Genomic DNA, 21,550 nt, shown 5'->3' on the forward strand with positions numbered 1-21,550 from the left:
GACCGTCGACAAGGGTACCGCCCGGAAGGCGGGTGCCACAAAACCTGCTCCGCCCGGTCAGCGCTCGCGCGAGGCCAGCCGCTCGGTCAGCCGGCTCAGCACGTGCGGCGGCACGAGCCTCGACACGTCGCCACCGAAGGTCGCGACCTCCTTGACCAGGCTCGAGGCGAGGAAGGAGTACTCCGGGCTGGTCGGCACGAAGACCGTCTCGACCGGCGCCAGGCTGGAGTTCATCTGGGCCATCTGGAGCTCGTAGTCGAAGTCGCTGACCGCTCTCAGGCCCTTGACCAGGACCCCGATCCCACGCTCGGAGCAGAAGTCGGTCAGCAGGCCGGAGAAGCCGTCGACCTTGACGTTCGGCCACGGGCTGACCGCCTCGCGCAGCATGTCCATGCGCTCCTCGGCCGAGAACAGCCGGTTCTTCGAGGCGTTGACACCCACCGCCACCACGACCTCGTCGAAGAGCGAGGCGGCCCGACCGATGATGTCGATGTGACCGTTGGTGACGGGGTCGAAGGACCCGGGGCAGGCTGCGCGACGCACCCGGGGACCGTACCAGGGGACCTCAGCGCGGTCCGGCGTCCTCGGCGGGCTCCGCGGGGTCGGCGGGTTGCGCGAGGAGCAGCACCGTCTCGCCGTAGCGGCGGCGGTCGACCTCGTCGTAGCCGTCGGGCCAGGCCCAGGTCCGGTCGCGCGCCGAGCGCTCCACCACCACGAGGGCGGTCGGGGCGAGCCAGCCGGCCAGGGCGGTGAGGTCGGCGGCGACGTCGGAGGAGGCCAGCGGGTAGGGCGGGTCGGCGAACACGACGTCGACGGGCGGGCTCGCGGCGTCCGGTCCCCCGGCGAGGAAGCGGGCCACCGGGGCGGCCACGACGGTGACCTCCAGGCCCAGGTCGGCGGCGTTGCGCCGGACCAGCCCGGCGGTGCGCCGGTCCTTCTCGACCAGGATCACCCGGGTCGCCCCCCGGGAGGCCGCCTCGAGACCGATCGCCCCGCTGCCGGCGTACAGGTCGAGGACGGTGAGGCCCTGCAGGGACCCGACCCGCGACTGCAGGACGGAGAACAGCGCCTCCCGCACGCGGTCGGTCGTCGGCCGGGTCGCGTCGCCCGTCGGGGTGCGGATCGTGCGCCCGCCGGCGCTGCCGCCGATGATGCGGGTCACGACTTCTCCAGGAACGCGGCCTGGTCGTCGATCTCGAGCCCCAGGACCGCCGACCGCAGCTCCTCGGCGCCCGCCAGGTCGGGGTCGGCCTCGACCAGGGCGGTCGCGGCCTCCCGGCTGGTGGTGATGAGCGCCGCGTCGCGGGCCACCGACAGCAGCCGGAGCGAGCGGTGGTGGCCGGACTGGTTGCTGCCCAGCACGTCGCCCTCGCGCCGCAGCTCGAGGTCGCGCTCGGCGAGGACGAAGCCGTCGGTGGTGGCGGCGACCGCGTCGAGGCGGTCCCGCGCCGGGCTGCCCGCCTCGCTCGTCGTCACGAGCAGGCACAGGCCGGGGTGCCCCCCGCGGCCGACACGGCCGCGCAGCTGGTGGAGCTGGGACAGGCCGAAGCGGTCGGCGTCGAGCACCACCATCGTGGTCGCGTTGCCCACGTCGACCCCGACCTCGATGACGGTGGTCGCGACGAGCACGTCGATCCCGCCCGCGGCGAACGCGCTCATGGTGGCGTCCTTGTCGTCGGCCGACATCCGCCCGTGCAGCGCGGCCACCCGGAGCCCGGCGAGGGCGCCCCCGGCTAGGCGGGGCGCCACCTCCTCGACGGCCGCCATCGGCGGCGCGGGCGGGCGTGACCGGGCGCCCGACGACTCGGGGCCCTCCCCCTCGACGTCGGTCGGGTCCTCCGGCTCGTCGGGCTGGTCCTCGCCGTCGTCGCGGGCGGCGTCGGCGGAGATGCGCGGGCACACCACGTAGACCTGGCGCCCCTGGGCGACCTCCTCGCGGACCCGGTCCCAGGCCCGGTCGAGCCAGGCGGGCTGCTCGCGGACCGCCACCACCGTCGTCTGGATGGGCGCGCGCCCGGCGGGCAGCTCGGTCAGCGCCGAGGTCTCGAGGTCGCCGAAGACGGTCATCGCCACCGTGCGCGGGATGGGGGTGGCGGTCATGACCAGCTCGTGGGGCGGGGCGGCCGGTCCCGACCCGGCCGAGGCGCCGCCGGCCTTCGCGGCCAGCGCCGCCCTCTGCTCGACGCCGAACCGGTGCTGCTCGTCGACCACGACGAGCGCGAGGTCGGCGAAGTCGACGCCCTGCTGGAGCAGGGCGTGCGTGCCGACCAGGATCCCGGCCTCCCCCGACGCGGCGAGCCCCAGGGCCTGGCGGCGGGCGGCCGCGGGCAGCGACCCGGTCAGCAGCTCGACCCGGGTGGCGTCGGGGTGCCCGCCGAGCATGCCGCCGGCGGCCAGGTCGCCGAGCATGCGGGTGATCGAGCGGTGGTGCTGCTGGGCCAGCACCTCGGTCGGCGCCAGCAGCGCTGCCTGCGCCCCGGAGTCGACCACGCGGAGCATGGCCCGCAGGGCGACGACGGTCTTGCCGGAGCCCACCTCGCCCTGCAGCAGCCGCTGCATCGGGTGGGGTCGCCCGAGGTCGGCCACGATCTCGGCCTCCACCTCCTGCTGGCCCGCGGTCAGCGTGAACGGCATCCGCTCCTCGAAGGCGTCCAGCAGCCCGCCGGCGCGACCCGCCCGCGGCCGCGCCTGCACGTGCCGGTGCCGGTGGCGTCGCTGCGCGAGCGCCGCCTGGGCCACGAAGGCCTCGGTGAACTTCAGCCGCTTGAGCGCCGCGCCCCGCTGCGCCCAGTCCTCGGGAGCGTGGAACCAGCGCAGGGCGGTCTCCTCCGTGACCAGGTCGAGCTCGCGGCGTACGGCGTCGGGGACCGGGTCGGGGACGGCCGGCATGACGTCGACTGCCGTCCGCACCGCCTTCTCGATCTTCAGCGACGTCAGCTTCCCCCGGGCCGGGTAGAGCGGCTTGAGCCCGGTGCGGTCGAGGTCGTCCTCGTCGACCTCGGGGTGGGCGAGCTCCCAGCGCAGCTGGCCGTTGAAGGCCTTGCGGACGAACTTGCCCGAGACGAGCACGCGGTTCCCCGGGCGCAGCGGCTTGGTGACCCGCCACTCCGCGACGTGCTTGCGCCGGTCGAAGAACGTCAGCCAGACGGTGTCGTCGGCGAGCTCGGCGCGGACGACGACGCGGTAGGCCGTCTGCCCGGTCCGGCGGTCCTGGTAGGGCTTCACGTCGGCCGTCGCCACGTCGACCACGACGAGCGCCAGCTCGCCCGGCACCAGCTCGGCGAGCGAGCCCACGGTGGTGCGGTCGAGGTGACGGCGCGGGTAGTGACGGAGCAGGTCGCCCACCGTGCGCAGGCCGAGCTCGTCCTCCAGCGCCTTCGCGCCGCTGCCGACGACCCCGGGCAGGCGGCTGTCCCAGCTCACCATGGCCTCACCACCGGCTCACTCCACCCCCAGCAGCACCGGGTAGCGCTCCTGCGCCCCCTCGTAGCGCAGCACGTCGATGCTGGGGTGCTCCTGAGCGAGGTGCGCCTCGCACCGGGCCGCCACCTCGTCCCCACCCTGTCCGGCGATGAGCGTGACCAGCTCGCCGCCACCGCGCAGCATCCGCTCCAGCACGTCCACCGCCACGGTCGCGAGGTCCTGGCCCACGACGACGAAGTCGCCCTCGACCGCACCGAGCACGTCGCCGGCCTCGCAGGGGCCGGCGGAGGTGATCGCCTGGCGGGCGGCGACCGTGACCGCGCCGGAGCGCGCGTGCCGGGCGGCGGCCGTCATCTCGACGAGGTCCTGCTCGAAGGGGCGGCCCGGCTCGTGGACCGCCAGCGCCGCCATGCCCTGCACCTGCGCCCGCGTCGGCACCACCGCCACGCGGACGGCGTCCTCGGCCTCGACCAGCCGCGCGGCGGCCTCCGCGGCGGGCAGCACGTCGCGGCTGTTGGGCACCACCACGACCTCGCCCGCGCCGGTGGCGCGGATCGCCTCGACCAGCCGCCCGGCGGACGGTCGACGCGTCACCTCGGACGTGACCACGGTGGCGCCCGCCTCGGCGAAGACCTCGGCGAGGCCGTCGCCCAGCGCCACCACCACGACCGCGCGGCCGGTGCGGGGACCGTGCGCCCGGGCCGCGGCGCGTCGGGCCTGCTCGACCTGCTCGGCGAAGTGGGTGACCCGGACCCGGTGCGGCCGTCCGGCCCGGATGCCCGCCTCGATCGCGGCCCCGACGTCGTCGACGTGGACGTGGACGTTCCACAGGCCCTCGCCGCCCACCACGACCAGGGAGTCGCCGAGGGGCATCAGCTCGCGCCGCAGGAGGTCGACGGCCGCGTCGTCGGCGGCGTCCAGGAGGTACATCACCTCGTAGGCCGGGCCGTCCTCGGTCAGGTCGTCGGTCGGGAGCGGGTGCGCGGAGGCGTCGGTCGGCGCCGGGAGGGGCCGGCGCGGGCGCCGTACGTCGGCGGTGAGCTCGCGGCGACCGGTGAAGGCGGCCGCGGCGGCGTCGAGCACCAGGCACAGCCCCCGTCCTCCGGCGTCGACCACCCCGGAGCGGCGCAGCACCTCCAGCTGCTCGGGGGTGCGGTCCAGCGCCTCCCCGGCAGCCCGCGAGGCGGCCTCGAACACCTGGGCGGTCCGGTGGGTCGGGTCCGCGGCCGCGGCCAGCGCCGCCTCGGACGCGGCCCGGGCCACGGTGAGCATGGTGCCCTCGACCGGGTCGCCGACGGCGGCGTACCCGGCGGCGGTCGCCGCCCGCATGCCCTCGGCCACCACCGTGGCGGCCCGGTCGTCGGGGCCCGCCGCGGCGATCCGCCGGAACAGCGCACCGACGAGCTGCGACATGATCACGCCGGAGTTGCCGCGAGCGCCCAGGAGCAGACCGCGGGTGTAGGCGGCCACGACCCTCGCGACCTCGGGCCCGCCCTGCTCGAGGGCCTCCCGCAGCGCGTCGTCGGCGGCCTCGAAGGTGAGGAAGAGGTTGGTGCCCGTGTCGCCGTCGGGCACCGGGTAGACGTTGAGGGCGTCGATCTCCTCGCGGGCCGTCCGCAACGCCTCGGTCGCCAGCGCCGAGAACCGCTGCAGCGGCTCGACGACGGCGAAGCCGACGGTGCGCCCGACGGTCCGCTCTGCCGCTCGGTCCTCCACGACCCCCACGCCCTCCCTCTCGCCCCGGCCTGCCAGGATCTGTCCGCGCGCCACAGGCTAGCGGTGGACCCCGACAGCGCCCGGGCGCGACCGGGCGCTCGCCACGATTGGCGTGGGCCTGTCCGGATCGGATACGCTAGCGCGGTTGCCCGGACGCCCACTTGGACGTCGGGGCCACTCAATCTGACCTCGAGTTTCATCAGGAGTTCACGGTGGCTGCCGTCTGCGACATCTGCGCCAAGGGGCCCGGTTTCGGCAACAACCGGCCGTGGTCGCGCAAGATCACGAAGCGTCGCTTCGACCCCAACATCCAGCGCGTGCGTGCGACCGTCAACGGTTCGCCCAAGCGCCTCAACGTCTGCACCGGCTGCCTCAAGGCCGGCAAGGTCAGCCGCTGACCGGCTGACCTCCCGACACCACCGACCGATCCCGGCTCGCCGGGGTCGGTCGCTGCTTTTGCGCGGCCCGGTCCCGCGCTCAGAAGTGGCGGAAGCCGCCCTCCCCTGCGGGCGCCTGGCCGTCGACCAGGACCCGGCCCCGCTCCTCGGCGGCGGCGACGACCTGCCCGAGGACCGTCCACCCCGCGGGCAGGGCGGTGCCCGGCGCGAACGTCGCCACCAGCGCGTGGTCGTCGCCTCCGGTGAGCACGAAGTCCGTCGGGTCGGTGCCGAGGGCCGAGCCCACGGCCTGCAGGGGCTCGTCGACGACGAGCGCGGCGCTCTCCAGCAGCGCGTCGACCCCGCTGGACGCGCACACGTGGCCGAGGTCGGCCACCAGGCCGTCGGAGACGTCGACCAGCGAGGTCGCCCCGAGCTGCACCGCCTGCGGGCCGGCTGCGTAGGGCACGACCGGGCGGCGGTAGGCGTCCACCACGGCGCGGGGTGAGCGGAAGCCCCGGCCGAGCACCGCGAGCCCGGCCGCGGCCCAGCCGAGGCGTCCGTTCACCGCGACCAGGTCTCCCGGGCGGGCCCCGCCGCGGGTCACCGGCTCCCCGTCCACCCCGCCCATCGCGGTCACCGAGACCACCACCGTGTCGGCCCGGGTGAGGTCGCCGCCGACCACGACCGCGCCGACCAGCGCCGACTCCGCGGCGAGGCCGTCCGCCAGGCCCAGCACCCAGGCCAGAGCGGTCCCGGGCGGCACCGCGAGACCCACAGTCAGCGCGGTCGCGCGCCCTCCCATGGCGTTGACGTCGGAGAGGCTCTGCGCCGCGGCACGGGCCCCGATGTCGGACGCCTCGGCCCAGTCGCGCCGGAAGTGGCGCCCCTCGACGAGGACGTCGGTGGTGAGGACCACCCGGCCTCCCCCGGACCCGCCGGCCCCGCCGACGGCCACGACCGCGGCGTCGTCGCCGGGCCCCAGCAGCACCTGCGGACCGGTGCCGAAGCGCGCCACGAGCCGCGCGATCGTGCCGAACTCCCCGACCTCGGCGAGCGTCGCCTCCGCCGCTGCGGGGGGCGCGGTCGGCGACGGGACGCGGGTGCGGTCGGCGGGGTGCGAGAGGTCCATGCCCTGCATTGAAACGCATGTCCGAGGAGGCGGTACCGGGCGGCCCTGGCACGCGGTAGGTTGAGCCAGGTTCGCCGCACCCGCCCCGATCCCAGGGCACGACGACAGGAGCACCTCATGGTTGTCCAGGCCTACATCTTGATCCAGACCGACGTCGGCAAGGCCGCGGAGGTGGCGGCGGCGATCGCCGACGTCAAGGGGGTCACGCGGGCCGAGGACGTCACCGGGCCGTACGACGTCATCGTGCGGGCCGAGGCCAGCAACGTCGACGAGCTCGGCAAGCTCGTGGTCGCCAAGGTGCAGGCGGTCGAGGGCATCACGCGGACGCTGACCTGCCCGGTCGTCCACATCTGAGGGCCCGCCCGATCCCTGCTCGCTCCCCCGTCCGTCACGCCGCCCGACCGTCGTCCCGCCTGGCCGGGACCGTCGGCCGTGTCGCGCTGCCTGTCGTGCTGCCTGTCGTGCTGCCTGTCGTGCTGCTCGCCGGGTGCACCGGCGGTGAGGGCGCGGCCCCGACGGGGCCCGGTCCGCTCGCCGTCGACGGGCCCACCGTCGCGGACCTGCCGGCACCTGAGGCCGACGTCTGCCGCGACCTGCTGGCCGACCTGCCGGCGACGCTCGAGGGACAGCAGCGGCGCGACGTGGCCGACCCCGACGTGCTCGCCGCCGCCTGGGGCGACCCGGCGATCGTGCTGCGCTGCGGCGGACCGCCCCCGCGCGGGCTCGAGCGGGACTCGGAGTGCGTGCTGGTCGACGACGTCGCCTGGTTCTTCCGGGGCAACGACCTCGTCGACCCGCAGGGCCCCGAGGTGGTGTTCAGCGTGGTCAAGCGGCTCGTCGTGGTCGAGGTGACCCGCGCCGCGTCGTACGGCCCGCCGGCGGAGGTGCTGGCCGACCTGTCCGGGCCGGTGGCCGCAACCGTGCCGGCCCGCGGCCGCTGCGTCTGACCGAGGTCCTCAGCGCAGGCCGGTGGGCCGGGTCAGCGCGAGCTGCACCAGCCGCTCCACCAGAGCCGGGTAGTCCACGCCGGAGGCGGCCCACATCCGGGGGAACAACGAGCTGGGCGTGAAGCCCGGCATCGTGTTGATCTCGTTGACGACGAGCCGGCCGTCGGCGAGCAGGAAGAAGTCGACGCGCGCCAGGCCCTCGCACGACATCACCTCGAAGGCGTCGACGGCGAGCCGCTGCACCTCGTCGACGACCTCGGCGGCGAGGTCGGCCGGCACGTCGAGCCGGGTAGCCTCCTCGGGGAGGTACTTCGCGGCGAAGTCGTAGAAGGCGTGAGCGGCGTCGACCACGATCTCGGCCGGCACGCTGGCCTCGGCCGGGCCGTCCCCGAGGGTGTCGAGCACCCCGCACTCGACCTCGCGGGCACCCGCTCCGGCTGACTGCTCCACGACCACCTTCGGGTCCCACCGTCGGGCCTCCTCGACGGCGGCGTCGAGCTCGTCCGGCCCGTCGACCTTGCTGATGCCGATGCTGGAGCCGCCCCGGCAGGGCTTGACGAAGACGGGGAAGCCGAGCGCGTCGACGGCGTCCCGGATGCGCTGCGGGTCGGTGCGCCAGACCCGGTCGGTGACCACGACCCAGGGCAGGGTGGGCAGCCCCGCCGACTCCAGCACCATCTTCATGTACTGCTTGTCCATGCCGACCGCGGAGGCGAGCACGCCGGACCCGACGTAGGGGACGTCGGCGAGCTCGAGCAGGCCCTGGACGGTGCCGTCCTCCCCGAAGGGGCCGTGGAGGAGCGGGAACACCGCGTCGACGGCACCGAGCTCCTCGGGCACCTCGCCCGGGGAGCGGACCGAGAGCTCGCGGCGCTGGTCGAGCACCAGGGTCGGTCGCCCGGGGTCGACCTGCGGGAGGTCGTCGGCGGAGGTCAGCGCGAGGTGGGCCGAGGTGGCCGACTCGAGGACCCAGCGTCCGTCGGTCGCGATGCCGACCGGCACCACGTCGTACTTCTCGGTGTCGATGGCCGCCAGCACGCTGCCGGCGGTCACGCAGGAGACGGCGTGCTCGCTCGAGCGTCCCCCGAAGAGCAGGGCGATGCGGGGCCGGCGACCGGACGAGCCCTCGGACGGGGTGCCGGACGGGGGCGTGAGGGCGCTCATGGTGAGCCGACCCTACCCGCCTAGGCTGGCCGCATGAGTGACCCTGCCGCGCAGCCCGACCCCGCGTCGCGGGCGTCGCACGCGCCCGCCCTGTCCCCCCGGACCGTGGTCGTGACGGCCGGGCGGCCGCCCCACGAGCCCGACCAGCCGCTGAACACCCCGCTGACCCCGGCCTCGACGTACGTCGCCGGCGGGGACGTGGAGTACGGCCGCTACGGCAACCCGACGTGGTCGGCGTTCGAGACCGCCCTCGGCGAGCTGGAGGGCGGCCGGGCGCTGGCGTTCTCGTCCGGGCTGGCGGCGGTCAGCACCGTGCTCGGGCTGGTCGGCCACGGCGCGAAGGTCGTCGCCCCGCGGCACGCCTACAGCGGCACGATCATGCAGCTGGCCGACCTGGAGTCGCGCGGGCGGATCGCCGCCACGCTCGTCGACGTCACGGACCCGGCCGCGATCGCGGAGGCCTGCCAGGACGCCGCCCTGCTGTGGCTGGAGTCCCCCACCAACCCCGCCCTGGAGGTGGTCGACCTCGCGGCCGTGGTCGCCGCCGGGCACGCGGCCGGCGTGCACGTCGTGGTCGACAACACCTTCGCCACCCCGCTGCGCCAGCAGCCGCTGTCGGTGGGCGCCGACATCGTCGTGCACTCGGCGACCAAGTTCATCGCCGGGCACTCCGACGTGCTGCTCGGCGCGCTGGTCGTGAGCGACCCCCAGCTGCTCGACGAGCTGAAGAAGCGGCGCGACCTCGAGGGGGCCGTCCCCGGCACGTTCGAGACCTGGCTGGCGCTGCGCGGCCTGCGCACGCTGGCGGTCCGGCTGGACCGGGCCGAGGCCAACGCCCAGGTGCTCGTCGAGAGGCTGCGCGAGCACGCGGAGGTCGGCGAGGTCCGCTACCCCGGGTTCGGGGCCATCGTGTCCTTCGTGCCGACCCGCGGGCCGCTGGCCGCCGACCTGCTGTGCCGCTCGACGACGTTGTGGGTGCACGCCACGAGCCTGGGCGGGGTGGAGTCGACCTTCGAGCGTCGGCGCCGGTGGAAGTCCGAGGCCGCCACCATCCCGGAGGCGCTGGTGCGTGCGTCCGTCGGGATCGAGGATGTCGAGGACCTCTGGGCCGACCTGGACACCGCGCTGAACGGGCTCGCCTCGGCCTGAGCCGGGTGGGCCGGGGCGGTCCAGGAGCGCGCGGTCAGTCGCGCTCGCGCTTGGTCTCGCGCGAGGCGAAGCTCTCCATCATCTCGTGGGTCGTCCACTTCCCCACCACGACCTGGTGCACGCCCTCGACGAGCGGGGCGTAGATCTCGTTGCGCTCGGCCAGCGCGAGGATCGAGGCCGCCGACTTCACGCCCTCCGCGACCTGGCGGGTGGAGGCGGTGATCTCCTCGGTGGTCATGCCCTGCCCGAGCTTCTCGCCGAAGGTGCGGTTGCGCGACAGCGGCGACGAGCAGGTGGCGACGAGGTCGCCCATCCCCGCCAGACCCATGAGGGTCAGCGGGTCGGCTCCGAGCTTGACCGCCAGCCGCGCGGTCTCGGCCAGGCCGCGGGTGATGAGCGAGGCGGTGGTGTTGTCACCGAAGCCGAGACCGACCGCCATGCCGACGGCCAGGGCGATGACGTTCTTGTAGGCGCCCCCGAGCTCGCAGCCCACCACGTCGACGCTGGAGTAGGGACGGAAGCGGGGGCCGTGCAGCCACTCCCGCAGCTGGTCGGCGACCGGCTCCGAGGCGCAGGCCACGACGCTGGCGGCGGGCTCGCGGGCGGCGATCTCGCGTGCCAGGTTGGGCCCGGTCAGGACGGCGATGCGCTCGGGCCCTGCGCCGGTGACCTCGGCGATGACCTCGCTCATGCGCTTGAGGGTGCCGAGCTCGACGCCCTTCATGAGCGACATGAGGATCGCGTCCGGCGGCAGCACCCCGGCCCAGTCGCCGAGGTTGGCGCGCAGCGTCTGCGACGGCACGGCCAGCACGACCAGCTCGGCCCCCTTCGCGGCCTCGGCCGGGTCGGCGGCGGCGCGGACGGCGTCCGGGAGCCGGACGCCCGGCAGGTAGTCGGTGTTCTCCCGCTGCTGGTTGATGGCGTCGCACACCTCGGGCCGGCGTCCCCAGATCGTCACCTCGTGGCCGGCGTCGGCCAGCACCAGCGAGAACGCCGTCCCCCAGGAACCAGCGCCGAACACGGCCACCTGCGTCATCTGCTTCTCCTTCTCGACGCCAGGCGTCGGTGCTTGCCGCGCGCTGCGCGCGGGTCCCGGTGGGGGTTGCCGATCTGTTGCACCCCGGCGCTGCGGGGGTCGAAGCGGGCCGGCGGGGCCTGCTCGTCGCGGATCTCCTCGAGGAGCCCGGTGACCGCCGCCATGATGCGCTCGGTGGCCTGCCGCAGCAGCTCGGGGGTGACGGGCTGCCCGCGCAGGTCGTCGAGGTCGACCGGAGGACCGGCCGTCACGTGGATGGTGTGCCGCGGCAGCAGCCGCGGGCGCGTGCTGTAGGGGTAGAGGATCTCGTGGGCGCCCCACTGCGCGGCGGGGACGACAGGGACGCCGGCGCTGAGCGCGATGCGCGCCGCCCCGGTCTTGCCCACCATCGGCCACAGGTCGGGGTCGCGCGTCAGCGTGCCCTCGGGGTAGACCACCACGAGCTTGCCGTCACGGACCGCGCTCACGGCGGCGTCGAAGGCGCGCGAGGCGTCGGTGGTCATGCGGTGCACCGGGATCTGACCGCTGGAGCGCAGCACCCACCCGGCGAAGAAGACGTCGAAGAGGGCGGCCTTGGCCAGGTAGCGCGGCACGCGGCCCTGCTCGTGCACGAAGTGGGCGAAGGTGAGCGGGTCCAGGTGCGAGGCGTGGTTGGCCACGAGCACGGCGCCGCCCGTGCGTGGGACGTGCTCGCTCCCGGACCAGTCGCGGCGGGTCAGCGCCAGCAGCACGGGCTTGACGATGGCCACGCCGACGGAGAAGGCGACGCCCCGACGCTCACGTGTCCGTGCCACGGCGACCTCCTCACCTGTCCGGGCCACGGCGGAGGACCGGCGCGTGGCGACTCGGGAACGAGAACGAAACCCTACTGCCCGCGGCGCCGCTCGGACGGACACCGCGACCGGTCCGTCGTCGCGGCTGAGACAATCGGCGACGATGACGCCGACGCCCTCCGACCTCCCGCCCGCGGCTGCCCACGACCGGGGACCCGACGGGGTCGACGTGGTGATCCCGGTCAAGCCCCTCGACCGGGCCAAGTCGCGCCTGGCGGTGCTGGGCGACGACGTACGGCGCGACCTCGCGCTGGCGTTCGTGCGTGACGTGCTGACCGCCGTCCGAGGTGCTGCCGGGCTGCGCGAGGTCGTCGTCGTCACCGCCGACGAGCAGGTCGCCGCCCTCGTCCGGTCGGAGCTGGGTGGCCGCGCCCGTCTCGTCGCCGACACCGAGCCACGCGAGCTCAACCGGGCGCTGCACCGAGGCGTCGACGACCTCCGCGCCACCCGCCCCGACGCGGACCGCACCGCGGTGCTCGCGCTGTGCGCGGACCTGCCCGCCCTGACCTCGCGCGCGCTGGGCGACCTCCTCGCCGTCGCCCCCCGGTCCGGGGCCGGCTTCGTCGCCGACCGCACCGGCACCGGGACGACGGCGTACCTCGCGCCGCCGGCCCTGTTCGACCCCCGCTTCGGCCCGGGGTCGCGGGACGCGCACGCCCGCGCAGCGGTCGACCTGACCGCGCGGGTGCCCGCCGAGCTGCGCGCGGACGTCGACAGCCCCGCCGACCTGGCGCCGCTGGTGGCGCACCCCCACCTCGGCGGGGCGACCCGCGCCGCCCTGGCCCGGCACGGGCTGGACCGCGACGCGCTGGCCGGCACCGCCCTGCCCCGCGCCTGACCCCGCCGGGCACCCGTCTGGCGCACGCCAGACGCACGCCAGACGCACGCCAAACGCACGACAGCCCCGTCCTCGGCGAGGACGGGGCCGTCGGGACACCAGGACGCCGGGACCGGCGTCGCTGTGCTCAGGAGCTGGAGGCGGACTTCTTCGCCGTCGACTTCTTCGCGGTGGACTTCTTGGCCGTGGACTTCTTGGCGGTGCTCGAGCTCGACGAGCCGGAGGAGCTGCTCTTCTTGGCCGGCGCCTTCTTGGCGGTCGAGCTGCTGCTCGACTTCTTCGCCGTCGACGAGCTCGACGAGCTCGACTTCTTCGCGGGTGCCTTCTTGGCGGGCGCCTTCTTCGCCGTCGAGCTGCTGCTCGACTTCTTCGCGGTCGAGGTGCTCGAGGAGCTGCTCTTCTTGGCCGGGGCCTTCTTGGCGGTGGAGGTCGTCTTCTTCGCGGTGGAGGACGCCGACTTCTTGGCCGTGGTCGAGGCCTTCTTCGCCGTCGAGGTGGTCTTCTTCGCCGCCGTCGACGCCTTCTTGGCAGGTGCCTTCTTCGCCGTCGAGGACGACGAGGAGGAGGACGTGGCCTTCTTGGCCGCACCGGCGGCCTTGATGGCCGGCTGGGCGGCGGCCGCGGCGGCCTTCTTCGCCGGGGCGGTGGCCTTCTTGGCCACCTCGGCGGCCTTCTGGCCGGCGCTGGAGCCGCGGACGTTGGAGACCGCACGCTCCGCCGGCTTGGGCAGCTTGGGCAGCTTCTTGGCGCCGGAGACGACGGCCTTGAGGTCAGCGCCGGCGGTGAACTTCGGCACGGCGGTCTTCTTGGCCTTCACGCGCTCGCCGGTGCGCGGGTTGCGCACCCAGCGGGCCTCACGGACCCGCTTCTCGAACGATCCGAACCCGGTGATGGCCACCTTCTCCCCGCGAGCGACCTCACGGGTGATCGTGTCCAGGACGGACTCGAGCGCGTGCTGTGCCTGCTTGCGGTTCCCCTCGTATCGGTTCGAGAGCGCATCGATCAGTTGGGTCTTGTTCACTGGACATCCCTTTCGTGAACGGCTCTGGGGCCGAACCTCTGCACGGCGCCTGCCTGCACGCTAGGGAAAAGTGAAGGGCCTCACAACGACTCTCCGGGCTTTTGGCGTTGTTTCTTGGGGGATTCCGGCCGCCCGGTCCGCGCCGCACCGGCCCGCCGACGGCCGCCCGCACGGACGTCGCGACGCGTTTCCCCTGCAGGGCAAGGGGATCGGGTCTCGCGTGTGGCTCGTCAGCCGTGGATCGTGACGGGCTTGAAGCTCGGACGCGTCGTCTCGTACGACGTGATGTCCTCCTCGTGCGACAGCGTGATGCCGACGTCGTCGAGACCGTTGAGCAGCCGGTAGCGCGTGTAGTCGTCGATGTCGAAGGGCGCGGTGAGCGCGTCGGCCTGGATGGTGCGGGCCTCGAGGTCGACGACGATCTGCGTCGTGGGGTCGTGCTCGATGAGCTTCCACAGCTGCTCGACGACGTCCTGGCTCACCTGCGCGGCGAGCAGCCCTGCCTTGCCCGAGTTGCCGCGGAAGATGTCGGCGAAGCGGCTGGAGACGACGACCTTGAAGCCGAAGTCCATCAGGGCCCAGACCGCGTGCTCGCGCGACGAGCCGGTCCCGAAGTCGGGTCCCGCGACCAGCACGGTCGCCCCGGCGTGCTCGGGACGGTTGACCACGAAGTCGGGGTCGTTGCGCCAGGCCGCGAAGAGGCCGTCCTCGAAGCCGGTGCGCGTGACGCGCTTGAGGTAGACGGCGGGGATGATCTGGTCGGTGTCGACGTTGCTGCGACGCAGCGGCATCCCGGTGCCGGTGTGCTGGGTGAAGGCGTCCATGACGGATCCTCTCGGTCGGGGCGGTCGGGTCAGACCCGCGCGGGCAGGTCGGCAGGGCTGGCGAGGTGGCCGGCGACGGCGGTGGCCGCAGCGACGGGGACCGACACCAGGTGCGTGCGACCGCCCTTGCCCTGACGCCCCTCGAAGTTGCGGTTCGACGTCGACGCGCTGCGCTCGCCGGGGGTGAGCTGGTCGGGGTTCATGCCCAGACACATCGAGCAGCCCGCTCCGCGCCACTCGGCGCCGGCGGCGAGGAAGACCTTGTCGAGCCCCTCGGCCTCGGCCTGCAGGCGCACGCGCACCGAGCCCGGCACGACGAGCAGCCGCGTGCTGTCGGCGACGGTGTGGCCCCCGATGATCTCTGCCGCCAGGCGGAGGTCCTCGATGCGGCCGTTGGTGCACGAGCCGACGAACACGGTGTCGACGTCGATCTCGCGCATCGGTGTGCCCGCCTCGAGCCCCATGTACTCCAACGCCTTGGCGGCGGCGATCTTGTCGCCCTCGCTCTCGAAGGCCTCGGGGTCGGGCACCGAGCCGCCCAGGGGCACGCCCTGGCCGGGGTTGGTCCCCCAGGTGACGAACGGCGTCATGGTGGAGGCGTCGAGGACGATCTCCGCGTCGAACGTCGCGTCGTCGTCGGTGACCAGCGTCTTCCAGTGCGCGACGGCAGCGTCCCAGTCGGCGCCGGTTGGCGCCTCGGGCTTGCCCTCGATGTAGTCGAAGGTGGTCTGGTCGGGGGCGATGAGGCCGGCCTTGGCCCCCCACTCGATCGACATGTTGCACACCGTCATGCGGCCCTCCATCGAGAGCTCCTCGATGGCCTGGCCGCGGTACTCCACGATGTAGCCCTGTCCGCCGCCGGTGCCGGTGTGCGTGATGAGGGTCAGCACGAGGTCCTTGGCGGTGACGCCGGCCGGCAGGCTGCCGTTCACGGTGACCGCCATGGTCCTCGGCCGCGCCTGCATCAGCGTCTGGGTGGCCAGCACGTGCTCGACCTCGGAGGTGCCGATGCCGAAGGCGATCGAGCCGAAGGCGCCGTGGGTCGAGGTGTGGGAGTCGCCGCACACGATCGTCATGCCGGGCTGGGTCAGGCCGAGCTGCGGTCCGACGACGTGGACGATGCCCTGGTCGACGTCGCCCAGCGGGTGCAGGCGTACGCCGAACTCCGCGGCGTTCTTGCGCAGCGTCTCGACCTGGGTCCGGGACACCGGGTCGGCGATGGGCTGGTCGACGTTCAGCGTGGGGACGTTGTGGTCCTCGGTCGCGAGCGTGAGGTCGGGTCGGCGTACGCGGCGGCCGGCGAGGCGCAGCCCGTCGAAGGCCTGCGGGGAGGTGACCTCGTGGATGAGGTGGAGGTCGATGTAGAGCAGGTCCGGCTCACCCTCGGCCTGGCGGACGACGTGCTCGTCCCACACCTTCTCCGACAACGTGCGTCCCATGACGCCACCTCCATGCATCGCTGTGTGATCTGTCTTTCGGTCCCCGATCCACGCTTGCATATCAGTATGCGAGACGGCATGATCAGAGTATGGACAACTCTAGCGGAGTCGGCGTCCTCGACAAAGCCGCCCTCGTGCTCTCGGCCCTGGAGTCCGGACCTGCCACGCTGGCGGGCCTGGTCGCTGCCACCGGCCTGGCCCGGCCCACCGCCCACCGCCTCGCCGTGGCGCTGGAGCACCACCGGCTCGTGGCCCGTGACATGCAGGGACGCTTCGTGCTCGGGCCCCGGCTCGCCGAGCTCAGCGCCGCCGCCGGCGAGGACCGGCTGCTGGCCGCCGCCGGGCCGGTGCTGGCCCGGCTGCGCGACATCACCGGCGAGTCCGCCCAGCTGTGGCGCCGCCAGGGCGACCACCGGGTCTGCGTCGCCGCCGCCGAGCGGCCCTCCGGCCTGCGCGACACCATCCCCGTCGGCTCGCAGCTGACGATGCGTGCGGGGTCCGCTGCGCAGGTGCTGCTGGCCTGGGAGGACCCCGAGCGGATGCACCGGGGCCTGCAGAACGCCGCCTACTCGGCCACCGCGCTCTCGGGCATCCGGCGCCGGGGATGGGCGCAGTCGGTGGGCGAGCGCGAGGCGGGTGTCGCCTCGGTGTCCGCCCCGGTGCGCTCCCCCTCGGGCAAGATCATCGCCGCGGTGTCGGTGTCCGGACCGCTCGAGCGGCTCACCCGGCAGCCCGGCCGGATGCACGCCCCTGCCGTGCTGGCGGCTGCCGACCGGCTGTCGGGCTCGCTGCGCCGCGGCGACGAGTGAGCCGGCGGGACCGCGGCGGAGCCGGCCGGGTCGGCCGGGCTCAGTTGAAGTACCAGGGACCCGCGAAGCCGAGCAGGCCGAGGAACCACGCGAGGTACGGGCGGTAGAACCCGGACCGGTCGTAGGTCTCGCCCCGCAGCGCGGCGTGCGCGGCCCGCTGGCGCTCGCGGAACGACGTGAAGTGCAGCCACACCGACGCCGCCATCAAGGCGATGCCCGCCAGGCAGCGGATCGTGACCGCCGGGTCGTCGGAGCCGATGATGAAGAAGACGAACAGCGGGATGCCGCCGATCGGGAGCACCATCTGCGGCAGCATGCGGAACGTCAGGAAGTTGCTCTCGATGCCGGCCGCCGCGACGTCGGCGTCCTGCCGCCGCGCCGCGAGCTCCTCCGGGCCGGCGCTCCCGCCCTGGTCGCCGCGTGCCGGACCGGGACCGGTGGTGCTCACGCGGACCCCTCGGGTGGCTCGTGGTCGCGGCGGTCACCGAGCCGCGGCTCGGCACGGCCGTCGCGGATGGCCTCGATCTCCTCGGCCAGCTCGGGGTCCGACTCGCGCAGCTGCCTCAGGCTCGCGTCCATCCCCCGCTCCAGCTCCTGACGGACCTCGACGGCGGACCAGTGGGTGTCCACGCCGCGCATGACCTGGTGCCAGTCGGTCTGGCGCGCGTCGATGCGGCGCTGGAGCTCCTGACGGGCACGGCCGTTCTCCCCGTCACGGTCGGCGGCCGCTTCCGCCTGGCGCCGCTCGGCCTGCTCCGTGCGGAACCGGTCGCGCGCCTGGGCCACCTCCTCGCGCGCAGCGCTGACCTGCTGCTGCAGCTCGACCTTGGCGCGGTCGGACGCGGCGACGGCCGCGCGGAGCTCGGCCAGCGCCTGCTGGGCGGCGTCGTTGCTGCTCACCAGGCCGCGTCCGCGGTCTCGTTCACGTAGTTGCCGGCTCCGTAGTTGGTGCCCACGACGCTGAGCTTGAGCACGGCGTTGGTCGCCTTCATGACCGCCGCGAGGCCGGCTGCCGCCTTCAGGAGCGCGGGGATGAGCTTCGACAGGTCCTGGACGAAGTCGATGGCGCGGCGCACGAGCGAGACGATCTTGCGGATGTTGCCGCCGAAGGTGGCGATCTCCTTGAGAATCTTGGCCGCCGTCAGCGACAGCACGATCTCGTCGACAAAGCTCAGGCACTCGGCGATGAGCTCGCAGGTCGTGCGTGTCATCTCCAGCATGTTCTGGATCTGGCGCGAGATGAGGGTGCACGCCTCCTGCTGGGTGGCGTGGGCGTCCGACACCTGGCTCAGGTGGGTGAGCGCCGCGGAGGACGCGGGCCCCTCCCACGCCTCGGGGAGCGCGGTGACCATCGCGGCGTAGTTCTCCGAGATGTCACCGAGCGCGGTGCCCGCGCTGGCCCAGGAGGCCGACATGGCATCGACGGTGCCGAAGTCGCCGGCGATGGGGTCGAAGATCGACCCGATCAGGTCGAAGCCGACCTTGCGGGTCACCCAGTCGATGCCCTGGATGACGTAGCCGCAGTCGTCGCGGAGGCTGTCGATGAGCGCCCCCTCGGCGCCGGTCATCTCGGCGGCGTAGAGCTCGGGCGAGCGGTGGGTCAGCGTGATGGTCACTCGTTCTCCTCGAGGAAGTCGCCGTAGTCGTGGATGTCCTCGGACGCCTCGCCGACGTCGCCGAAGTTCTCCGTCATCTGGATGCCCTGGTCCACCACGTCGAGCGGGGACGCGGGCGTGCCGTGCTCCGGTGGCTTGTACTGGTCGAAGAAGTTGGGCAGACCGTTGTCGGCGTAGCTCTCGGCGATGCCCGGCAGGTTGATGGCGGTGCTGACGCCCTTGCCGGCGTGCTTGACGGCGCCGGGCAGCCCGGTGGGTCCCCCCGGAGGGGCCACCTCGCCGTCGACGGCACTGATCCGGGGCGCCAGCGTGTTCATGGCGCCGGCGATGTGGTCGTCGGACTGCACGTAGCTGTCCAGCGTCTCCGCCATCGCCTGCATCCGTTGGCGGGCCCCCTCGACACCGGTGCTGATGCCCTCGGTGGCGGTGGAGTACGCGTCGCTGTACTGACCCTTGAACACCTGCAGGAAGCCGGTGAAGGCGTCGGTGTGACCGCAGTTGGTGGTCAGGAAGTCGTGGATGCGCTGCAGCTCGTCGGCGTTCTGCGACAGCGCGTCACGCAGCACCCCCAAGCCGTCCGGATGTACGCGGTACTCGCCCGTCATTGAGAACGCCCCCTGGCTGTCGACATCGGTCGAAGCGCATCATTCCCACTCGAAAGGTGATCGAACCACCGACGCTCAGAGCAGCCTCGGCTCGAGGGCCCCCTCGAGCTCCAGCAGCACCCGCTTGCGGTCCATCCCGCCGCCGTAGCCGGTGAGCGCCCCCGACGCGCCCACGACGCGGTGGCAGGGCACGATCACCGGGATCGGGTTGCGTCCGTTGGCCACCCCGACGGCGCGGGCGCCGTGCCCGGTGCGGCCGAGTCCCGCGGCGATCTCACCGTACGTCGCGGTGGTGCCGTAGGCGATGCCGCGCAGCGCCGTCCACACCTCCTGCTGGAACGGCGTGCCGTGGGGCGCCAGAGGCAGGTCGAAGTCGGTCCGCTCGCCGGCGAAGTACGCCGCCAGCTGGGCGGCCGCGGCGACCAGCACCGCCTCGTCGTCGGCCCGCTCCCCCGGCACGGGTGCCGCCGCTCCACCGGCCGCCGCCCGCGCCGCGTGCACCCGCACGCTCGCCGCCTCGCCGGGGCCGTCGGGCATCTCGCCGAGGAACTCCACGGCGCTCAGCGCACCGTCGCGGGCCACGAGCCGCAGAGGTCCGACCGGGCTGTCGACCTCGGTCCAGCGGGTCCTGTCGTGCGGTGTCATCGGGGGTCCTCTCGTGGGGTGGGTGTCGTCGAGGTGGGTGCGGCCAGCGCGTCGAGGCGCTCGGCCCACAGGTGCATGACGGCGTAGGAGCGCCAGGGGCTGACGCGGTCGGCGAAGTCCGCCAGGGCGCCGCTGCCGCTGACACCGTGGTCGGCCAGCACGGCACGCACGGCGACGTCACCGGGCAGGAAGACGTCGGGGTCGCCGAGCGCGCGCATCAGCACGTAGTCGGCCGTCCACGGTCCGACGCCCTTGAGCGCCAGCAGCCCGGCGCGGGTCTCGGGCCGGCCGGCGCTGCGGTCGAGCGCCACCTCCCCCGCGGCCAGCGCGGTCGCCAGCACCGCCAGCGTCGCCTGCCGGCTGCGGGGCATCGGCATCGCGTCGCCGGGCAGCGCGGCCACCTGCGCCGGCGTCGGGAAGACGCGGGTCACGCCGTCGCGGTGCAGCGCCTCGGGCAGGTCGTCCCCGGCGAGCTCGGCGAGCACCCCGCCGAGGCGGTTGGCCGCCTTGAGCGACACCTGCTGGCCCAGCACGGTCCGCAGGGCGATCTCGTCGCCGTCGACGTGGCCGGGGGTGCGCAGTCCCGGTCGGGACCGCAGCGAGCCGGCCAGTACCGGGTCGTCACCGAGCGCGGAGCCCACGGCGTCGGGGTCGCAGCCGGCGTCGAGCAGCCGCCGGCACCGCTCGACGGCCGAGCCGACGTCGCGGACGTCGGACACGGTCAGGTGGCCGCGCACCAGGCCCGTGACGGCGGCGTCGGCGAGGTCGAGCCGGACCACGCCGTACCCGTGGGGCAGCCGGAGGCTGCGGGTGTACCACCCCGGCCCTGCGGCTTCCACGCGCGGCACCAGGTGGAAGGCGAGGAACTGGGCCATCCGGTCGGCGTCGAAGGGCAGGCGGACCGGGATGCGGACGTCGACGCCCACGACGGCGCCGGGGCCGGCGGGTGCCGACCCGCTGCGCGACCGTCCGCCCCTCAGCTCGGTCGGCGTCGCGGCGTACACCTCCTGCACGGTGTCGTTGAACTGCCGGACGCTGGCGAAGCCGGCCGCGAACGCGATGTCGGCCGTGCGCCAGTCGGTCGTCTCGAGCAGGACCCGGGCGTCGTGGGCACGGCGGGCGCGCGCCAGCGCCAGCGGGCCGGCCCCGAGCTCGGCGACCAGGAGACGGTTGAGGTGGCGCGCGCTGTAGCCCAGGCGCGCGGCCAGGCCCTCCACGCCGTCGCGGTCGACGACACCGTCCGCGATCAGGCGCATCGCGCGACCGGCGGTGTCGGCCGCGACGTCCCAGCGCGGGGAGTCCGGGGTGGCGTCCGGCAGGCACCGGCGGCAGGCACGGAACCCCGCCGCCTGTGCCGACGCCGCCGTGGGGTGGAAGGTGACGTTGCGCTGGTGCGGCGTCCGCGCGGGGCACGAGGGCCGGCAGTAGATGCCGGTGGTGCGGACCGCGGTGTAGAAGACCCCGTCGAAGCGGCGGTCGCGGCTCGAGACGGCGCGGTAGCACGCGTCGGCGTCGGGGAGCGCGAGCGCGGCGGACGGTGTCATGTCCCCATCCTGCGTCGTCCGCGGTCGTGGTGCTAGCGGGAATCGGACGCCGCCCCACGCACGAGAAAGGGCCCTGCCTCGTGGAGACAGGGCCCTCCATTCTCGTACCCCCGACCGGATTCGAACCGGCGCTACCGCCTTGAGAGGGCGGCGTGCTAGGCCGCTACACAACGGGGGCGTGAACCGCGAGAGAGCCTAGCGGAGGGCGGTGACCCGGCCAAATCGGCCGGCCCGTGCCTCCCGCGCACAGCGGGACTCTCGTCGTTCGCTGGGGTACTAGGACTCGAACCTAGACTAACTGGACCAGAACCAGTCGGGCTGCCAATTACCCCATACCCCATGGGATGTGGGCCTCTCGCGAGACCCGGTCGGCTTCTCTCGAAGCCCGGTTGAGAATACACGTCAGGCCGGGTCTGACCAAAAGCGGGGACC

Annotated in this window: 23 protein-coding genes and 2 tRNA genes; 6 read left to right on the forward strand and 19 right to left on the reverse strand. The window is 74.0% G+C overall.

The window, feature by feature from the left end; all coding sequences use genetic code 11:
• Window positions 1-57: 57 nt before the first annotated feature.
• The 4 genes from coaD to G7072_RS12215 are packed head-to-tail and all read right to left on the reverse strand — an operon-like array spanning window position 58 to window position 5,148.
• Window positions 58-543 carry a pantetheine-phosphate adenylyltransferase gene (gene coaD / locus G7072_RS12200; RefSeq protein ID WP_166086733.1) on the reverse strand — a complete coding sequence of 162 codons (486 nt, stop codon included), beginning with the start codon at window positions 541-543 and terminating at the stop codon, window positions 58-60.
• A gap of 22 nt (window positions 544-565) precedes the next feature.
• The gene (gene rsmD, locus G7072_RS12205; protein ID WP_166086735.1) at window positions 566-1,162 is read right to left on the reverse strand and encodes a 16S rRNA (guanine(966)-N(2))-methyltransferase RsmD; all 597 of its coding nucleotides are present in this window, start codon (window positions 1,160-1,162) and stop codon (window positions 566-568) included.
• Window positions 1,159-3,426, reverse strand: coding sequence for an ATP-dependent DNA helicase RecG (locus G7072_RS12210; protein WP_166086737.1), 2,268 nt, complete (start codon window positions 3,424-3,426; stop codon window positions 1,159-1,161). The genes rsmD and G7072_RS12210 overlap by 4 nt, the downstream gene beginning before the upstream one ends.
• A gap of 15 nt (window positions 3,427-3,441) precedes the next feature.
• A complete protein-coding gene (locus G7072_RS12215) occupies window positions 3,442-5,148 on the reverse strand; it encodes a DAK2 domain-containing protein (RefSeq protein ID WP_240916916.1) in 1,707 nt (568 codons plus the stop codon).
• Window positions 5,149-5,351: 203 nt separating this feature from the next.
• Here G7072_RS12215 and rpmB point away from each other — a divergent pair, with 203 nt between their 5' ends.
• Window positions 5,352-5,537: a 50S ribosomal protein L28 gene (gene rpmB, locus G7072_RS12220; protein WP_166086739.1), complete on the forward strand. Its 186-nt coding sequence runs from the start codon at window positions 5,352-5,354 to the stop codon at window positions 5,535-5,537.
• Between the two features lie 79 nt (window positions 5,538-5,616).
• Here the strand turns inward: rpmB and G7072_RS12225 are convergent, their stop codons facing one another.
• Window positions 5,617-6,648: a thiamine-phosphate kinase gene (locus G7072_RS12225; RefSeq protein ID WP_166086740.1), complete on the reverse strand. Its 1,032-nt coding sequence runs from the start codon at window positions 6,646-6,648 to the stop codon at window positions 5,617-5,619.
• Window positions 6,649-6,765: 117 nt separating this feature from the next.
• Between G7072_RS12225 and G7072_RS12230 the strand changes: the two genes are divergently transcribed.
• Both G7072_RS12230 and G7072_RS12235 read left to right on the forward strand, forming a co-directional pair.
• Complete coding sequence (locus tag G7072_RS12230) at window positions 6,766-7,002, forward strand: Lrp/AsnC ligand binding domain-containing protein (RefSeq protein WP_166086742.1); 237 nt, start codon at window positions 6,766-6,768, stop codon at window positions 7,000-7,002.
• 95 nt (window positions 7,003-7,097) lie between these two features.
• Window positions 7,098-7,595 carry a DUF3515 family protein gene (locus G7072_RS12235; RefSeq protein WP_166086744.1) on the forward strand — a complete coding sequence of 166 codons (498 nt, stop codon included), beginning with the start codon at window positions 7,098-7,100 and terminating at the stop codon, window positions 7,593-7,595.
• 9 nt (window positions 7,596-7,604) lie between these two features.
• Here the strand turns inward: G7072_RS12235 and G7072_RS12240 are convergent, their stop codons facing one another.
• Entirely contained in the window at window positions 7,605-8,759 is a 1,155-nt protein-coding gene (locus G7072_RS12240; protein ID WP_166086746.1) for a D-alanine--D-alanine ligase family protein, read from the reverse strand.
• Window positions 8,760-8,792: 33 nt separating this feature from the next.
• Between G7072_RS12240 and G7072_RS12245 the strand changes: the two genes are divergently transcribed.
• A complete protein-coding gene (locus tag G7072_RS12245) occupies window positions 8,793-9,908 on the forward strand; it encodes a PLP-dependent transferase (protein WP_166086748.1) in 1,116 nt (371 codons plus the stop codon).
• A gap of 34 nt (window positions 9,909-9,942) precedes the next feature.
• Here G7072_RS12245 and G7072_RS12250 read toward each other — a convergent pair whose 3' ends face one another.
• Entirely contained in the window at window positions 9,943-10,944 is a 1,002-nt protein-coding gene (locus G7072_RS12250) for an NAD(P)H-dependent glycerol-3-phosphate dehydrogenase (protein WP_166086750.1), read from the reverse strand.
• The gene (locus G7072_RS12255; protein WP_166086752.1) at window positions 10,941-11,738 is read right to left on the reverse strand and encodes a lysophospholipid acyltransferase family protein; all 798 of its coding nucleotides are present in this window, start codon (window positions 11,736-11,738) and stop codon (window positions 10,941-10,943) included. The genes G7072_RS12250 and G7072_RS12255 overlap by 4 nt, the downstream gene beginning before the upstream one ends.
• A gap of 142 nt (window positions 11,739-11,880) precedes the next feature.
• Here G7072_RS12255 and cofC point away from each other — a divergent pair, with 142 nt between their 5' ends.
• Window positions 11,881-12,615, forward strand: a complete 735-nt coding sequence (cofC, locus tag G7072_RS12260; RefSeq protein WP_166086754.1) for a 2-phospho-L-lactate guanylyltransferase — start codon at window positions 11,881-11,883, stop codon at window positions 12,613-12,615.
• Between the two features lie 127 nt (window positions 12,616-12,742).
• Here cofC and G7072_RS12265 read toward each other — a convergent pair whose 3' ends face one another.
• From G7072_RS12265 to leuC, 3 genes are all read right to left on the reverse strand, one after another.
• Complete coding sequence (locus tag G7072_RS12265) at window positions 12,743-13,636, reverse strand: HU family DNA-binding protein (RefSeq protein WP_166086756.1); 894 nt, start codon at window positions 13,634-13,636, stop codon at window positions 12,743-12,745.
• A 230-nt stretch (window positions 13,637-13,866) separates the two neighbouring features.
• On the reverse strand, window positions 13,867-14,460 hold the full coding sequence (gene leuD / locus G7072_RS12270; RefSeq protein WP_166086758.1) for a 3-isopropylmalate dehydratase small subunit: 594 nt from the start codon (window positions 14,458-14,460) through the stop codon (window positions 13,867-13,869).
• A gap of 29 nt (window positions 14,461-14,489) precedes the next feature.
• Entirely contained in the window at window positions 14,490-15,899 is a 1,410-nt protein-coding gene (gene leuC / locus G7072_RS12275; protein ID WP_166086759.1) for a 3-isopropylmalate dehydratase large subunit, read from the reverse strand.
• Between the two features lie 89 nt (window positions 15,900-15,988).
• Here leuC and G7072_RS12280 point away from each other — a divergent pair, with 89 nt between their 5' ends.
• Window positions 15,989-16,708 carry an IclR family transcriptional regulator gene (locus G7072_RS12280; RefSeq protein WP_166086761.1) on the forward strand — a complete coding sequence of 240 codons (720 nt, stop codon included), beginning with the start codon at window positions 15,989-15,991 and terminating at the stop codon, window positions 16,706-16,708.
• Between the two features lie 40 nt (window positions 16,709-16,748).
• Here G7072_RS12280 and G7072_RS12285 read toward each other — a convergent pair whose 3' ends face one another.
• The 8 genes from G7072_RS12285 to G7072_RS12320 all read right to left on the reverse strand — a co-directional run bounded on the left by G7072_RS12285 (window position 16,749) and on the right by G7072_RS12320 (window position 21,458).
• Complete coding sequence (locus G7072_RS12285; protein ID WP_166086763.1) at window positions 16,749-17,156, reverse strand: hypothetical protein; 408 nt, start codon at window positions 17,154-17,156, stop codon at window positions 16,749-16,751.
• On the reverse strand, window positions 17,153-17,608 hold the full coding sequence (locus tag G7072_RS12290) for a hypothetical protein (RefSeq protein ID WP_166086765.1): 456 nt from the start codon (window positions 17,606-17,608) through the stop codon (window positions 17,153-17,155). The genes G7072_RS12285 and G7072_RS12290 overlap by 4 nt, the downstream gene beginning before the upstream one ends.
• Entirely contained in the window at window positions 17,605-18,324 is a 720-nt protein-coding gene (locus G7072_RS12295) for a hypothetical protein (RefSeq protein ID WP_166086767.1), read from the reverse strand. The genes G7072_RS12290 and G7072_RS12295 overlap by 4 nt, the downstream gene beginning before the upstream one ends.
• Entirely contained in the window at window positions 18,321-18,890 is a 570-nt protein-coding gene (locus G7072_RS12300; protein ID WP_166086769.1) for a hypothetical protein, read from the reverse strand. Before G7072_RS12300 ends, G7072_RS12295 begins: the two co-directional genes overlap by 4 nt.
• Window positions 18,891-19,004: 114 nt before the next feature.
• Window positions 19,005-19,574 carry a methylated-DNA--[protein]-cysteine S-methyltransferase gene (locus G7072_RS12305; RefSeq protein WP_240916918.1) on the reverse strand — a complete coding sequence of 190 codons (570 nt, stop codon included), beginning with the start codon at window positions 19,572-19,574 and terminating at the stop codon, window positions 19,005-19,007.
• Window positions 19,571-21,118 (reverse strand): Ada metal-binding domain-containing protein, encoded by a 1,548-nt coding sequence (locus tag G7072_RS12310; RefSeq protein WP_166086771.1) that lies wholly within the window; start codon window positions 21,116-21,118, stop codon window positions 19,571-19,573. Before G7072_RS12310 ends, G7072_RS12305 begins: the two co-directional genes overlap by 4 nt.
• Window positions 21,119-21,223: 105 nt before the next feature.
• Window positions 21,224-21,296 (reverse strand) — tRNA-Glu (locus tag G7072_RS12315).
• A 90-nt stretch (window positions 21,297-21,386) separates the two neighbouring features.
• A tRNA-Gln gene (locus tag G7072_RS12320) sits at window positions 21,387-21,458 on the reverse strand.
• Between the last annotated feature and the right edge of the window lie 92 nt (window positions 21,459-21,550).

The organism is Nocardioides sp. HDW12B (assembly GCF_011299595.1).
Lineage (GTDB): Bacteria > Actinomycetota > Actinomycetes > Propionibacteriales > Nocardioidaceae > Marmoricola_A.

Coding starts and splice junctions, on each gene's coding strand:
- leuD (WP_166086758.1), bottom strand. CDS start 14,460: ATGGACGCCTTCACCCAGCACACCGGCACCGGGATGCCGCTGCGTCGC.
- G7072_RS12245 (WP_166086748.1), top strand. CDS start 8,793: ATGAGTGACCCTGCCGCGCAGCCCGACCCCGCGTCGCGGGCGTCGCAC.
- G7072_RS12250 (WP_166086750.1), bottom strand. CDS start 10,944: ATGACGCAGGTGGCCGTGTTCGGCGCTGGTTCCTGGGGGACGGCGTTC.
- G7072_RS12310 (WP_166086771.1), bottom strand. CDS start 21,118: ATGACACCGTCCGCCGCGCTCGCGCTCCCCGACGCCGACGCGTGCTAC.
- cofC (WP_166086754.1), top strand. CDS start 11,881: ATGACGCCGACGCCCTCCGACCTCCCGCCCGCGGCTGCCCACGACCGG.
- G7072_RS12225 (WP_166086740.1), bottom strand. CDS start 6,648: ATGGACCTCTCGCACCCCGCCGACCGCACCCGCGTCCCGTCGCCGACC.
- G7072_RS12240 (WP_166086746.1), bottom strand. CDS start 8,759: ATGAGCGCCCTCACGCCCCCGTCCGGCACCCCGTCCGAGGGCTCGTCC.
- leuC (WP_166086759.1), bottom strand. CDS start 15,899: ATGGGACGCACGTTGTCGGAGAAGGTGTGGGACGAGCACGTCGTCCGC.
- G7072_RS12210 (WP_166086737.1), bottom strand. CDS start 3,426: ATGGTGAGCTGGGACAGCCGCCTGCCCGGGGTCGTCGGCAGCGGCGCG.
- G7072_RS12305 (WP_240916918.1), bottom strand. CDS start 19,574: ATGACACCGCACGACAGGACCCGCTGGACCGAGGTCGACAGCCCGGTC.
- G7072_RS12280 (WP_166086761.1), top strand. CDS start 15,989: ATGGACAACTCTAGCGGAGTCGGCGTCCTCGACAAAGCCGCCCTCGTG.
- G7072_RS12230 (WP_166086742.1), top strand. CDS start 6,766: ATGGTTGTCCAGGCCTACATCTTGATCCAGACCGACGTCGGCAAGGCC.